Origin of the sequence: Cronobacter condimenti 1330 (assembly GCF_001277255.1) — a bacterium.
GTDB lineage: Bacteria > Pseudomonadota > Gammaproteobacteria > Enterobacterales > Enterobacteriaceae > Cronobacter > Cronobacter condimenti.
The window spans coordinates 101,614-114,901 of sequence record NZ_CP012265.1 but is presented as its reverse complement, the minus strand read 5'-3'; the positions used below and the strand labels follow the sequence as shown (position 1 = coordinate 114,901).

Genomic DNA, 13,288 nt, shown 5'->3' with positions numbered 1-13,288 from the left:
CACCGTCTTTGAATTTAAAATATTGCAGCGTTGCCGTATGGGCATTGTTCCACATGTCATAACCAGCAACACCTTCCGGCTCACCTGTTTCCCGGAGTGTCACTGTATGCCATGTGCGGGCGCTGCCAGTGAAACTTATGGTACCGGCTTACACAAATCGTATGGCCGGGCGGTATACGCGAGGTCATGCGCCGCCATGTCCGGGTGGATTATGCGAGAAATGTCGTCAATTTAGATAAAACCGAGGTGATTGCTATGAATGAATAATTGTTAACTCGCGTCAGAGAGAACTTAACATCTGATCAGGATATGGTTTTATACGGTATTCCTGCTACTGATGAAGAGATAGCAAACGCAGAAAAAGAGTTAAAAATTAAATTTAATGAGCAATATATTGAGTTCATAAAATGGTTTGGCGGGGCTTTTGGAGGTATAGATATACATGCTTTCAATAATGGTTCTTTAGTTGGAAAAGCGACAGTGGTTGATCTGACTCAGAAATTTAGAAAAACATACAAGGATCTTGATAAGTCCGTTTTGAACGCATTCTACGTTATTTCAGATGATGCATGAAAGGCGTTAACGGGGAGCGGGTCAATTCCTTTTGCTGTGCTGAGTGGAAAATACTGCCCTGAGTACGCATGAGGTTCCACGGTAATTTTTACCCTGCTGCTCATTTTGCTGGCTGCATGGCTTACTTAACGATTGATGAATATGCTCAGGCTCGTAAAACCGCTGCTATAGGGTTAGACAACAGCGGTAGTATCATCTCGCATCCAGCGAACGTGCTCTACGTCCTGTACAGCACATATGGGCGAAAGAAAACAATGTGAATGTTATCAAAGGCGACGGACATGCCGGTAAGCGAGTTCTGTAAATATTGCATCCTGATGGCTACGGCGGATATGCGGTATGGGGGAAACAGAATGACATAAAATGATTCAATCAATCAATTATTTAGCTTTGACAGGAAAATACATGCCTTAACGCCCGCACCGTTCATAACATTCACCTCTCAATTACGATACACTTGCGCCACTTTTAGTCTGTAATCGCGTTCGCGAGTGAGCCTTGCCGCGCTCGCGTATTGGCCGCCACCAGGGCGGAAACGTCTTCTCTGGAGAATGACATGCTCGAAAAACTGCGTTCCCGTGACGGGAAAAAATTCCTGACGGCACTGGTGATTGTGTTCGCCACGGTACTGACGGTCGTCTCCCGTGTCACATTTGAAGGCGTTGAAGAACAGTACAACATGCCGATGGAACACTGGAGCGCGTCGATGTTCATCATGCAGGGGGCATGGGTACTCATTTACAGCGTTCCCTTCTCCTTCATTATTTCGCTGCCGTTCGCGTTCTATTTTTTAGGCCCGAAAGACGATCGGGGCTAACTCTGCGCCTGAGGATAAACCCGGCCCGCAGGCAGCGTTTTATAAAAGCCATGAAAGCGGCCGCCTGCCGGCATGTCATGATTGATTTACAAATCAGCGCTTGTCCCCTCTGAGTGCGCTCACTATGCTTTTGCCGATGATGACGACCGCAGGCTCCGCTTACACAAAAAACAGGCCACTGAAAGGCACACTGCTTTTGGTCATTGCCTGCTGCGTAATGCTTATTTGCCTCACTCAACGGGCCAGCATTCTGCATCAGATGCAGGTCAAGGCTTCGGCGCTGAGCCTTACGACACAAAGCAGCACTTATAAGGCCACGCCCCCCTCCCTCTCGCCTTGTGAACTCAGCGCACATTCACTGCTTTGCGCACAACCCCTGCATTTCGACACGATAATCGTTCTCCCGGGTCTGCTGGTATTAGTGCTGGCGGTACTGGTTAAGATTAACGTCCGCGCCCTGCCGGACGCGATCCCTCGTCCTCCGCTTTTACGAATACACCTTAAAAACTGCGTCTTCCGTGAATGACTGACCGTGCTTGTCTTGTTCGGTTAATGATTTATGGGGAATAAAGATGAAAACGTGTTACGGACGCCTGTCAGCGCGGCAAACCGCAACGGGCGGCTACCGGCTACGCATGCGCAGATTCAGGTGCGCCAGGATACAAGCGGTATCGTTTAACGCCGGATTCGGGCCATCAGCGCCTGGTGGCAACGTGCTTTCGTCCCTGCTTAATAAAAATGACGTGCTTAGCGCGCTGGATAACGCTGGCGCAGCCGCGACTCAAACTATGAAAAAGGATCGATGATGAAAAAAATGCTGATGGCCTGCGCCCTTCTCGCAAGCGTCAACGCACAAGCGCAGACCGATAACTTGCCGGAGCCGGTTAAACAGATGGAAAAACAAGGAATAGAGATCATTAAGCCTTTTACCGCGCCAGGCGGCGTTCAGGGCTGGCTTGGTAAATATCAGGATACGGGCGTGACGCTCTACCTGACGCCCGACAAACAACATGTCATTTCTGGCTATATGTATGATGCCCAGGGCAATAACCTCAGCGAGAAAATCATCCATGAGGAGATTTATATCCCGGCGGGTCGCGAGATGTGGAAAACCCTGGACAAGGCGGCGGGCATTCAGGAAGGCAGCGACAAGGCCGCCTGTAAAGTGGTGGTGTTTGCCGATCCGTTCTGCCCCTACTGCCATAAATTCTGGCAACAGGCGCAGCCCTATCTGAAGGACAACAGCATCAGCCTGAAAACACTGTTAGTCGGCGTGCTCCGCCCGGAGAGCGGACGTTACGCCGCCGCAGTGCTCGCCTCTAAGGCGCCTCTCGCCACCTGGCAGGTCATGCAAAGCTCGAATGGCAAAAATAAACCGGCGCAGCCGGAAAAAACCGCGCCCGCCGCGTTCAGGCAGATCCAGTACAATCAGTATTTGATGGAGCAACTGGGCGCGAACGGCACACCGGCCATTTATTATCTGAATAAAGATAAAGCGCTTCAGCAGATAGTCGGGCTACCAAATGCTGAACAGATGGCCGATCTCGTGGCGTGTAAATAACCTGAGCTGACGCAATCATCGCCCGGGGCGCTATCCTCGACCACGACCGGAAGCTGTCTTAAGCCACGAGCCAGCACACGAAAGGCATGGTGCGCATGGTCAGCCAGAAGTGGCTGACCATCGTGCTGGTTTCCGTGCTGCTGAATGCCGTGGGCGCGGGTATTCTGTGGTGGCAGGGGCAGCAGATGCTCGACACTTACGCGAGCATCCGGGAGCAGAAGGACGCGCTGGAGGCGTCTGAAGGGGGGGCGGCAAACGGTCATAGTGGAAAGAATATCATTATCCGTGATGTTGCCAATCCCGAGCTGGATCGCCAACCGCAGCACTTCCACCTCTTCATTTACTTTTTTCTGCGCGGACCCGAAACAAGGCAATGTCGGATCTGGGCTGCGTCAGCACATGTAAGGGTGAAGGAGAGACGGCAGGAGGGAGTCCAAAGCAAAATGCGAACGGAAGCTATGCTGAGAGCGAATAGCTGACCTTTACCCCATGATGGCTGAGTATATCAATTACAATGAATATAATATCTCGGTAGCAAATTTTGATAATCCACTCGATATATGCCTGGTCTATCAATAAAAGATAAAAAAATTCATTGTAAGAGCGAACACTAAGTTTAAGTGTAAATCATGGTGCGCACGTACGTTATCCTATGCGCAATGCATGGACAGGATCGTCTACCACACCCGGGTCAGTCCAAAAAAATCAAAGCCGTCAATGAAAATTCAGGTAGTTGTCCCTACCTCAACCTAACGGTGATAATAGAAAAAATGCAACGACGTATGACACTCGCTTCAGGTGTTAAATATGAATTTCAGGAGCAGGAATGAAACGAGCGATATATTTACTGTCTGTCATTACTCTGGCGCATTCAGCCTGGGCGGAAACACGCAATGTAACCAGTGAATGGCAACTTGCTATAGAAGGGCAAAAGACTGCCTGGTTACTGGACTGGCCAGCAAAACCCGGAGATAAATTCACACTGCGCTACCCTGATGGTAAGCCCTATCTTCAGGCCACCTTACAAGATATTAACCATGAAGATTTGCTCGCAAGCGAAAATATGACTGGAAAATACCGCTTCTATTATCCTGATGGAAAAATAAAAAAAGAAGGTGAGTGGGATAAAGAGGGAACCTCCATTGGTTTAGAAACGACCAATAATGAGGATGGCTCTCCCAAAGAAGTAAAACGATATCTCGACGGCGGATGGTCCATCATTGAGAGAACGTATTATAAAAATGGCCAGCTTAGTTACGAGGGTCTTAATTATGATGGTGAGAAATATAAAGAATCAAAATATTATTATGATGATGGCAAGCTTAAACAAAAAAATCACACCAAAACCATAAAAAACATCGAAAAAGAGATGGACGATTATTTCGATGAAAATGGGAAATTAATAAAACGCATTGAGAAATATGGCAATGATCCCTCGATAACGATCACCTATGGCGCAGATGGCAAAATTGTAGAACGAAAAACTCTGATGACTGACATGGCCCGTAGCAAAACTGAAACTTTTAACAGTGATGGGCAACTAACTGGTTTAGTACAATATATTACCAATGACCGCTTACAGAGAGAGGGGGAGCAAATCAGTAGCCATGAGGGACAAACTACCTATTCCACCTATAAAAATGGGGTAAAAGAAGGGGAAGAAAAAACGGTAAAAGATGGCAAGGTCGTTCGTTACTCTCAATTTAAGGCGGGTAAGGAAACTGGAGACAGTTTCGCATTTGACGACATTGCGAATGTTATTTTTTTCGAGAAGCACGCTTCGGACAAGCAGAAAACCGCTAGTTATAGCGTAGGACTTGATTACATTACGTATGATGACAAGGGAATGCCGCACGTTAAGATCCCTTTTAATATCGATTCACGGGTTCTGCCGAAACTTGGCACCGTATGGGAATATAGTTCAGATGGCAAACACAGCAGCGCACTGAAATTAATCACATCGGATGATAAGACGGCAACCTGGCGGACAGACCATGGTGAAATAAAAGAAAATCTCGATACCTACACCTGGATCATGCCGAATCAGCCACAGCAGGATCGACACATTCTCTCATTTCCGTTGACGCCGGGTAAGGAGTGGAAGAACAGCTACCAGACCCGGGTAACCGTGCCATGGGATAAGGGGCAGAAGTGGGGATATACCTATAAAGCGACGTCGTTATCAAAAATTGCAGGTATTGAGAAAATCACGGTTGCTGGTGGGACCTTTGATACGCTGCTGATTACCCGTAATATCCACTGGACTAAATCCAGTCCACATCATACTGGCACGCTGGCGTCGGAAATGACCTGTGATACAAAAGCATGCGACGTGTCGGGATATACCGCTGAGAAAATATGGTACGCGCCTGAAACTGGTCGTGCGGTGATGAAAGCTGTTGAAATTAGCGGCTCGCCTCAGGTGCTTATGAACGATGCAGGCAGCATGCTGAATAGCGGTAACGTGCTCATTTCTGAACTGACCTCGTTTGGTCCCGCGTCCGTTAAAGATAAACCTGTCCCAGAAATCCATTATGCGCATCAGGTTTCAGAGAATGCATTCAGCCAGGGGTTCCCGCTGATGCCGAATAATACCTGGGAGTTCTTAATGATCCATAGTCCAATGATTGAGTAGAGTGGTGCTGCACTCAGGACCGCTATGGCAGGGAGGCCATTCACTCCTCGAGTAGAACGACAGGACAACCCCCTGCCCGTATCAATTATTTCTGTAGTCTCGCTCTCTGATATTCTTCACGTTTACCGGGCAGTATTGGAGTTCGACGCGCCGATAATCTCAGAAGATATCACTCACTTGAGCTGCTACCCCCGGATCAGCTTGACATGGAGTTAGCAATGTCCGCTTGTGGCACAAAGCGGACATACGTGCTGCAAGGTCCGCTATGAGCGAAAAGCGGACATTTGCGCTTCGAGCGATATCGTTTTGACTGAACCGGTGTAGCATTATTTCAATAATTTTGACATTAGCTCTAAAAACATAGGCAAATCGCGACTGAAAGAGAAGGATGCGTTAATAGCCTTGCGCGCGATTAAACCGTCAATAAAGGCAAAAAGAATTATCGTGACTTCCTCAAGGTTAATATCCCTGCGAAACTCTCCCGCCGCAATACCGTCCGCGATGATTCCCGCAATACTTTGCCGCATGATGGTATCACTGGAAATGTACGTTTTCTGCAATTCAGGGTTCCGCGCAGACTCCGCCATGATTTCAACCCATAGTTGATGGGTAACCGGATAACCTACATCGCTTACGCACAAAGTAACCTGCGCGCAAAGGCGCTCGTAATAAGTGCCGTCAGACGGAGCACTATGAGCGGTCAACGCAGAATTTTGCTCTTCAAGAACGATTGCCTTGATAAGGTCATCTTTGCTTTTGAAGTACGTGTACATCGCTCCCTGGCTGATTCCTGCCCGAGTAGAAATCTCACGTACGCTTGTCGCATTAAAGCCTTTCTCTGCAAAGCAGGCTGCGGCAGCGGTAATCAGCTTATGGTAGGTTTCGGTTTTCTTTAACATGTTCACTACTATTTTTAATCCACGGCACCGGCGTAAACGCGTTTTTTTCTGGAGCCAGCATTGAACTCTGACCCCAGAATCAGATATTACTTCATAAGCGGTAACGCACTGAGCATATTCTTCAGATTCAGCATATCCCAGGGTAAATGCTCTGCAAGTGTAAGGCCGACAGGTTCCGCTTTTGAGTTTGCCTGAGCTATCAGATTTAGAACATCGTCAATGGATAGTTTACCTTCTGCGACGTCACCAAAGTCATGTTCTCCTCTGCCGGGCTTGGCGAAAAGAACCGAACGGAACAGTGACGGATCGAGAACGTCCAGATCCAAGTGTATCGCCAGATACTCAATGCTTTCCCTGTGAATCCACTCCAAAACTTCTTTCCCACCATTTTTGACTTGTTCAGGGCCGATAGTCGCAATGTCATGACGAGCAAGGTATTCAGCTTCATAAGCCAGTGGATCGTGGATGCCTGCAATCATTATTTTTGAGGGATTAAGCCTGGTGGTTACGTGAGCAACTAAATCTTTATCACCCGTTCCAATTAGTGTTCCAAGAACATGGGCATGAGCGTTTGGATACTGTTTAGCAGTCTGTACGTCAGGGTGAGAGTCAATCCATAGCACCCCCAATTTATCACCGTATTTATTGAGCAGATGTGAAAAAGGAGCCAGTGATACCAGGCAATCGCCACCAAAAACGACAATTGAATCGGGATTATGTTTCTCAATCAAAGTAGCTGCATCGTTGAGCTGCCTGATAATTTGAGGTTTTGCGGTAATGCCATCTACTTCCGCCAGTGACTCCGTTGTGGGCTCATCGACCGGAACAGACTCAAGAGGGCCATCCGATTCGGGGGAAAGATACGAGAGAAGAAGCGACCCAAGGTGATAGGGTGGGTTATTGCCGCCTTGCCATTGGGGAAATAAAAGTCTGAGCGTTTTACTGGTCATAATTTGCCTTTGCTTGTTTTGACAACAGACTGATTTGAAAGAATCACAGATCAGTCATGAATGAACGTTCATTCATTTTTACGTTATTATCGCTTCATTGCAAACAGCACAGCACGTTAAGTTAAAACAAAAGGAAAAAATCATTTTTGCAGCCAGGTTCAATCTGTGTCCGCTTCTGGCACAAAGCGGACGTTCTTCGTTCACGTCCGGGCGATGCACCGTATTTGCTGGTAATCCGCAGAACCACCCGGATTGAACATTACATCTGGGCTGTGCATCGTGGTTAGTAGGCTGCGGTTCCAGATACATGATTCGTATGACCGCCTACGATAGCGGCTACTGTCAGGACACGCGTTTAAGCAGATGGATTGCTAAGCCGCCATTTCGTTCTTCAGTGCGTTCAACTTCATAACCTAATGATGCGTAGGGGTGAAGGTTCACTGCAAACAAAGCGTTCGTATAGGGTCGGACGACATCTAAAGATAGCGGTTTTCGACTGACAGCGTACTTTCCATTACAGTCATGGTTTTTCTCACCCTCCGTTAGCGTGGTGGGTTGAGCACATCGCTCACCTGCGCATCGCTTAACGTCAGGCCAAAGAACTGCTGATAAAACTCACGCGTCTCTTTACGCATATCCACATCAGCAAAGCGCTCGGGATAAAGCGTTTTCGCCAGCCACAAAAATTGCAGCGCCTCTTCGCTGGTTTCGCGACACCACCAGAACATCCCTTTCGGGTTAACGTACACGCGATGATGAATGACCGCGTCCACACTTGCCCACTGCGGAGAACGCAGAATGGTATCCGCGTCGCGCTTGTTCATCGCGACGATAACCGACGGATTAGCCGCCACAATTTTCTCTAGCGCGACCTCACCCGAACGGTTTTGTTGATGACCGCCAAACCAGTTTTCAGCAATATTTTTACCTCCGGCCAGGTCAATCCAGTCCTGGTTGAGCGATGGCCTGCCGGTGGTAGTCAGCGGATTTCCCATACTGTGATAGAGCGTCACGCGTCGGGAAGTGGGAAGCTCTTTCAGGCGTCCAGTGACCAGGGCCACATTACGATCAAAGTAGCGTTGATAGGCGAGCGCTTTCTGCTGCGCATCCGGCCCCAGCACCACCGCCGTTTGCTGTACGCGTTGGGTTAACGCCCGCAGTGAATCCGCTTCAAACGCCAGCACCTGCACGCTTGCCTGTTTCAGCAGATCCTGCTGAGGGACCACCATGTCCTGCGGCACAAAAAGCATATCGACCCCCAGCGCGATAATCTGCTCAGGGTTGATTTCATGCCCGTTGTTTACGCTTACCACTGCGACATTTTCAATGCGCGGCAGGATCTGGCGAAACAGAGGGATCTTTTGGGCAATCATCGACGTTCCGACGATGTTATTGCCATACCCCAGCATGGCGATAATGGTATTTTGCGCCGGCCACGGTGAAGCGATACGCACCTTCTTGTGCGTATTTTCTGCATGCAGGCTGGCCGCCAGCAGCAGCGCCATTAGCGGGAATAAACGGGAGAATTTCATCATTATCCCTTAGAAATCGAAGGTGACGGAAGCACGCACTTCGCGTCCGCTGCCGATGAACGCACTCGGGGAACCGTTATCGCCATCGGTTCCTGATGGGAAGATAGAAGCCCAGTAACGTTTATCAAACACGTTGTTTACCACTACGCGGAAAGTGGTTGGGACGTTACTCACTTTAGTGGTGTAACGCGCTCCCAAATCCCATGTGGTGTAGCTGCTGGCGTAAGACGTATTCGTGTCGTTCGCCGCGCGTTTGCCGGTATAGTGAACGTTAGCGCTGTAAATCCATTCCGGCATAGACGGCAGACTGTATTCCGCCAACAGGTTCGCCTGCACTTTCGGCACGCCGACAACCTGTTTATCACTGGTTGAAGCATTCGCCGTATCGTTCAGTTTCGGATCGAGGAAGGTCACGCCGCTGTAAATATTCAGACGCTGCCAGACATTTCCGGTAGCGGTTAATTCGAGGCCGTTGTTAACCTGATTACCCTGTTCTTTATACACGTTATCCGTATCAAGATAGGCAAACGGACGCTCCAGGCGGAACAGCGCTGCGCCCAGATTCATCCCGCCGACGTCCGCTTTCAGCCCCATTTCATACTGCTTGCTGCGATAAGGATCGAGCGTTTGACCGGCATTTTTTACGCTGTCATCCGACGGTGCTGTGCCGCCCTGTTCCAGCGAATCGGCATAGCTGACGTAGGCCATCGTGTCAGGGGTGATTTTGTACATCAGCGCTACGTTCGGGCTTAAACCATTTTCATCAACCTGGTTGGTTTGATTGCCGTACTTGTCGTAGTTTTTAGTCTGCAGCCAGCTCTGGCTCAGATAGAACATCGCCGACCATTGCGGTGTAAAGGTCACCGTATCACCAAGCGTAATGCTCTGTTGAGTGTTTACGCTGGAGCGATAGCGTGGCCCAGCGGTACTGATTTTGCCATTGCCCTGCTCATCTATCGCATCCGGGTGATAGATATTCGTAGTCCCCCAGCTATAACTGGCCCCCGTCCCCTTCGCACTATAAAGCGACCAGACATATCCCGTGGTTGAAAGCGACAGATCATGGCCGACAGCGCCGGTATCAACGTGGCCGTTCAGCCCGGCCGTGTTGCTCAGCACGCGGAAACGCCCGGCAGCGGTGGAGTCCTTCATCGAGCGCGAAATATCGTCTTGATTATTAAGTATTTTGCTGGAAACGCTGCGCATCGCGCGGTCAGCCTGCTGCCAGCCCACACCCGCGTTCATAGACCAGTCTTCGTTAAAGTAATGGGTCAGGTGGGTGCTGATGGTATCGGTAGTTAAGTCGTTACCCGCTGTACTGAGCGCCAGATTTTTGTCCTTCGGATTCGGCGCAGATGGCAGTTTGACGTTCGGGCCATAGCTAAAGCTGCCGACATAGCCTTTCTGGATAAATTCATAATGGCTGGCGTCGAGCTGTAACTGAGTTCCCGGCTGAATATTCCAGTCGAGCGCCACTGAAATCAGTTTGCGGCGCAGCGTGCTGTCATCAACATTGCCTTCGCCTTCCTGATCGAGCAAATTCAGGCGATAGCCAAACCGTTTGTCCTCGTCAAAATGCCCGCCTAGATCGGCATGGCCGGTAAATGCACTGCGGCTTTGATAGCCCAGCGTCACTTTTCGCAGCGCCTCTTCGGTTGGACGCTTCGCCACGAAGTTAAACTGCCCGGCCGGACTTGCCGGGCCGTACAACGCTCCGGTCAAACTATTAAGTACATCCATGCGTTGAAGCATTTCCACCGGAAACGCGGTGGTAGAAACGATGTTCAACCCATCAAGACGGCTGTTGGCCACCACGCTTCCCTGCATACCACGGCTTTGTGGCCGTCCAACATCCATCCCACCGCGGGCCTGCATTTGCGTACTGGGAGCGTATTTCAGCATTTCGCTCACGCTTTGCGCCTGCTGATTTTCAACCATTTCTTTGGTAACAGTAGTGCTGGAATAAGGCGTTTCAACCCAGGATTTTGTGCCAAGCGGACCGACATTAATATCCGTAGTTTTGAATCCGGCACCGGCGGCGGAATCCGAGGTGTCGGTAGTGGTGCTGCGGGTGACAATGATTTCATCTTCAGAAGTGGGCGCGGCATGCGCATGAAGAGGTGCCAGAGACGCTAAGGCTGGCAAAAGCGCAGCGAAAGTTATTTGAGTTTTCATGTATCAATGATCGTTATATAAAAATTTATATTACGATCATTATGCAGGCAAACTTATGATAGAGATCACACAAAAATGTAAGATATTTACAAATTACGGTAACCGCTGGGTTCCGCTCTTTGCCACATCAAAGTATGACGGCGGGTAACTGAAGCGGTATCAGCTGGGTTGCCAGAACGCGGGTTTGCGCAGGTGTGCTGACGGAGGATCCTGCCAGGGTGCGTCACGGCCCCTTGCCTGCCGGAAGTGCTGTGCGGTCTGCAAGGCGACGCGCGCGACCAACTGCAACGCGTACTCGCGCAACAACGCTATCAGTAACCCGCCACACATATTCGAAAAAATGAATATGTAATTGACGGTGTACGCGTTGCGATCCACACTGCCCTCCTTTGTTCCAGGAGGGCCACATGACGCCAGTGACGCCGTTACAACTGTTTAAACTCCTTGCCGACGATACCCGTCTGCATCTGACGCTGTTGCTGCGGGCGCAAGGAGAATTATGCGTTTGCGAACTTTCGGCCACGTTAAATCTCTCGCAGCCTAAAATTTCCCGCCATCTTGCGCCGCTGCGTGACAGCGGTTTGCTCAGCGATCGCCGCGACGGTAAATGGATCTACTATCGTCTGTCACCGCATATGCCTGCCTGGGCCGCCGCCGTTATCGAACAGGCGTATTTATGCGAGCGGGAAACTCTCGAACGCCTGGTGGCACAGAATGCTCCGCGCACCGGGGTATGCGGTTAAAAATGCAGTCTTACACATATGAAATTTCGTATGCATAAGGGTATTTACCTGCTGGCGTGACGGCGGGTTTTCAGTGAAGGAGAACGGTATGTTTCTGGCGGGTGCAATTTTCATCCTGACCCTGGTGATGGTTATCTGGCAGCCGAAAGGGCTTGGTATCGGCTGGAGCGCAACGGGCGGCGCAGCGCTGGCATTGCTGACCGGCGTCGTGCAGATTAGCGATATTCCTGTGGTCTGGGAGATAGTCTGGAACGCGACTGCAACATTTATCGCCGTAATCATCATCAGCCTGCTGCTGGATGAAAGTGGGTTTTTCGAGTGGGCCGCGCTGCATGTCGCCCGCTGGGGTAAGGGGAAAGGGCGGCGGCTGTTCACCTGGATACTGTTGCTGGGTGCGATGGTTGCGGCGCTCTTTGCCAACGACGGTGCCGCGCTGATCCTGACCCCAATTGTGATTGCAATGCTGCTGGCGCTTGGTTTCAGCCGCGGCGCCACGCTGGCTTTTGTTATGGCAGCCGGATTTATCGCCGATACCGCCAGCCTGCCGCTGATTGTCTCTAATCTGGTGAATATCGTCACAGCGGATTTCTTCTCGCTCGGCTTTAGTGAGTACGCCGCCGTGATGGTGCCGGTGAATATCGCCTCGGTACTTGCCTCGCTGGTCATGCTGCATCTCTTTTTCCGCAACGAAATACCGGCAAGCTATGACCGCGCCCGGCTCCATACACCGCAGGAGGCCATCCGCGATCGCCGCACGTTTGCCACAGGCTGGCTGGTGCTGGTGCTATTGCTGGTGGGCTTCTTCGCGCTGGAGCCGCTCGGCGTTCCCGTCAGCCTGGTGGCCGCCAGCGCAGCGGCACTGCTCTGGCTGGTGGCGCGTCAGGGGCGCGTTATCGATACGCGCAAAGTACTGAAAGGCGCGCCGTGGCAGATAGTGGTTTTCTCGCTGGGGATGTATCTGGTGGTATATGGCCTGCGTAACGCCGGGCTGACGGATTATCTCTCTGCACTGCTTAACACCTTTGCGCAGCACGGGATCTGGGGCGCGACGCTCGGGACCGGTGTTATCACCGCCGCACTCTCATCCGTGATGAATAACATGCCCACGGTGCTTATCGGCGCGCTGTCCATTGACGCCAGCAGTGCTACCGGCGTGATTAAATCGGCAATGGTGTACGCCAATATTATTGGCTGCGATTTAGGCCCGAAAATTACGCCTGTTGGTAGCCTCGCCACCCTGCTCTGGCTGCATGTGCTGGCCCAAAAGAATATTTCCATCAGCTGGGGCTATTACTTCCGGGTGGGCATTGTGATGACAGTGCCGGTTCTGCTGGTAACGCTTGCCGCCCTTGCCCTGCGTCTCTCTTTTTAACCTCAACCCGGGCGCGGCCAACGCGCCCTGA

Annotated in this window: 12 protein-coding genes; 7 read left to right on the top strand and 5 right to left on the bottom strand. The window is 50.6% G+C overall.

Translation table 11 applies throughout. The annotated features are described in order from the left end of the window. Positions 1-267: 267 nt before the first annotated feature. From AFK62_RS20470 to AFK62_RS20445, 5 genes are all read left to right on the top strand, one after another. Entirely contained in the window at positions 268-573 is a 306-nt protein-coding gene (locus tag AFK62_RS20470; RefSeq protein ID WP_235509476.1) for an SMI1/KNR4 family protein, read from the top strand. A gap of 556 nt (positions 574-1,129) precedes the next feature. Further along, the gene (locus AFK62_RS20465; protein WP_053532137.1) at positions 1,130-1,390 is read left to right on the top strand and encodes a DUF2534 family protein; all 261 of its coding nucleotides are present in this window, start codon (positions 1,130-1,132) and stop codon (positions 1,388-1,390) included. 805 nt (positions 1,391-2,195) lie between these two features. Next, complete coding sequence (gene dsbG, locus AFK62_RS20455) at positions 2,196-2,951, top strand: thiol:disulfide interchange protein DsbG (protein ID WP_007679785.1); 756 nt, start codon at positions 2,196-2,198, stop codon at positions 2,949-2,951. A gap of 86 nt (positions 2,952-3,037) precedes the next feature. Further along, complete coding sequence (locus AFK62_RS22725; protein WP_158408830.1) at positions 3,038-3,430, top strand: hypothetical protein; 393 nt, start codon at positions 3,038-3,040, stop codon at positions 3,428-3,430. Positions 3,431-3,777: 347 nt separating this feature from the next. Further along, entirely contained in the window at positions 3,778-5,586 is a 1,809-nt protein-coding gene (locus AFK62_RS20445) for a toxin-antitoxin system YwqK family antitoxin (protein WP_007679791.1), read from the top strand. A 326-nt stretch (positions 5,587-5,912) separates the two neighbouring features. Here AFK62_RS20445 and AFK62_RS20440 read toward each other — a convergent pair whose 3' ends face one another. The 5 genes from AFK62_RS20440 to AFK62_RS22500 form a co-directional block, all read right to left on the bottom strand. Further along, on the bottom strand, positions 5,913-6,485 hold the full coding sequence (locus tag AFK62_RS20440) for a TetR/AcrR family transcriptional regulator (protein WP_032984844.1): 573 nt from the start codon (positions 6,483-6,485) through the stop codon (positions 5,913-5,915). A gap of 86 nt (positions 6,486-6,571) precedes the next feature. Continuing rightward, positions 6,572-7,435, bottom strand: coding sequence for an arginase family protein (locus AFK62_RS20435; protein ID WP_007679796.1), 864 nt, complete (start codon positions 7,433-7,435; stop codon positions 6,572-6,574). Positions 7,436-7,977: 542 nt separating this feature from the next. Next, positions 7,978-8,967: an ABC transporter substrate-binding protein gene (locus AFK62_RS20430; protein WP_007679798.1), complete on the bottom strand. Its 990-nt coding sequence runs from the start codon at positions 8,965-8,967 to the stop codon at positions 7,978-7,980. 9 nt (positions 8,968-8,976) lie between these two features. Then, positions 8,977-11,142 (bottom strand): TonB-dependent receptor, encoded by a 2,166-nt coding sequence (locus AFK62_RS20425; RefSeq protein ID WP_007679800.1) that lies wholly within the window; start codon positions 11,140-11,142, stop codon positions 8,977-8,979. 159 nt (positions 11,143-11,301) lie between these two features. Beyond that, entirely contained in the window at positions 11,302-11,520 is a 219-nt protein-coding gene (locus AFK62_RS22500; RefSeq protein WP_032984845.1) for a hypothetical protein, read from the bottom strand. Between the two features lie 29 nt (positions 11,521-11,549). Between AFK62_RS22500 and AFK62_RS20415 the strand changes: the two genes are divergently transcribed. Both AFK62_RS20415 and AFK62_RS20410 read left to right on the top strand, forming a co-directional pair. Beyond that, the gene (locus tag AFK62_RS20415) at positions 11,550-11,885 is read left to right on the top strand and encodes a metalloregulator ArsR/SmtB family transcription factor (RefSeq protein ID WP_007679801.1); all 336 of its coding nucleotides are present in this window, start codon (positions 11,550-11,552) and stop codon (positions 11,883-11,885) included. 88 nt (positions 11,886-11,973) lie between these two features. Further along, the gene (locus AFK62_RS20410; protein ID WP_007679806.1) at positions 11,974-13,257 is read left to right on the top strand and encodes an arsenic transporter; all 1,284 of its coding nucleotides are present in this window, start codon (positions 11,974-11,976) and stop codon (positions 13,255-13,257) included. The last annotated feature ends 31 nt before the right edge of the window (positions 13,258-13,288 follow it).

What these genes read in the sequence shown, in the direction of transcription:
- AFK62_RS20430 (WP_007679798.1), bottom strand. Translation starts at nt 8,967, where the DNA reads ATGAAATTCTCCCGTTTATTCCCGCTAATGGCGCTGCTGCTGGCGGCC.
- AFK62_RS20465 (WP_053532137.1), top strand. Translation starts at nt 1,130, where the DNA reads ATGCTCGAAAAACTGCGTTCCCGTGACGGGAAAAAATTCCTGACGGCA.
- AFK62_RS20425 (WP_007679800.1), bottom strand. Translation starts at nt 11,142, where the DNA reads ATGAAAACTCAAATAACTTTCGCTGCGCTTTTGCCAGCCTTAGCGTCT.
- AFK62_RS20410 (WP_007679806.1), top strand. Translation starts at nt 11,974, where the DNA reads ATGTTTCTGGCGGGTGCAATTTTCATCCTGACCCTGGTGATGGTTATC.
- dsbG (WP_007679785.1), top strand. Translation starts at nt 2,196, where the DNA reads ATGAAAAAAATGCTGATGGCCTGCGCCCTTCTCGCAAGCGTCAACGCA.
- AFK62_RS20440 (WP_032984844.1), bottom strand. Translation starts at nt 6,485, where the DNA reads ATGTTAAAGAAAACCGAAACCTACCATAAGCTGATTACCGCTGCCGCA.
- AFK62_RS20445 (WP_007679791.1), top strand. Translation starts at nt 3,778, where the DNA reads ATGAAACGAGCGATATATTTACTGTCTGTCATTACTCTGGCGCATTCA.
- AFK62_RS20435 (WP_007679796.1), bottom strand. Translation starts at nt 7,435, where the DNA reads ATGACCAGTAAAACGCTCAGACTTTTATTTCCCCAATGGCAAGGCGGC.
- AFK62_RS22725 (WP_158408830.1), top strand. Translation starts at nt 3,038, where the DNA reads ATGGTGCGCATGGTCAGCCAGAAGTGGCTGACCATCGTGCTGGTTTCC.
- AFK62_RS20415 (WP_007679801.1), top strand. Translation starts at nt 11,550, where the DNA reads ATGACGCCAGTGACGCCGTTACAACTGTTTAAACTCCTTGCCGACGAT.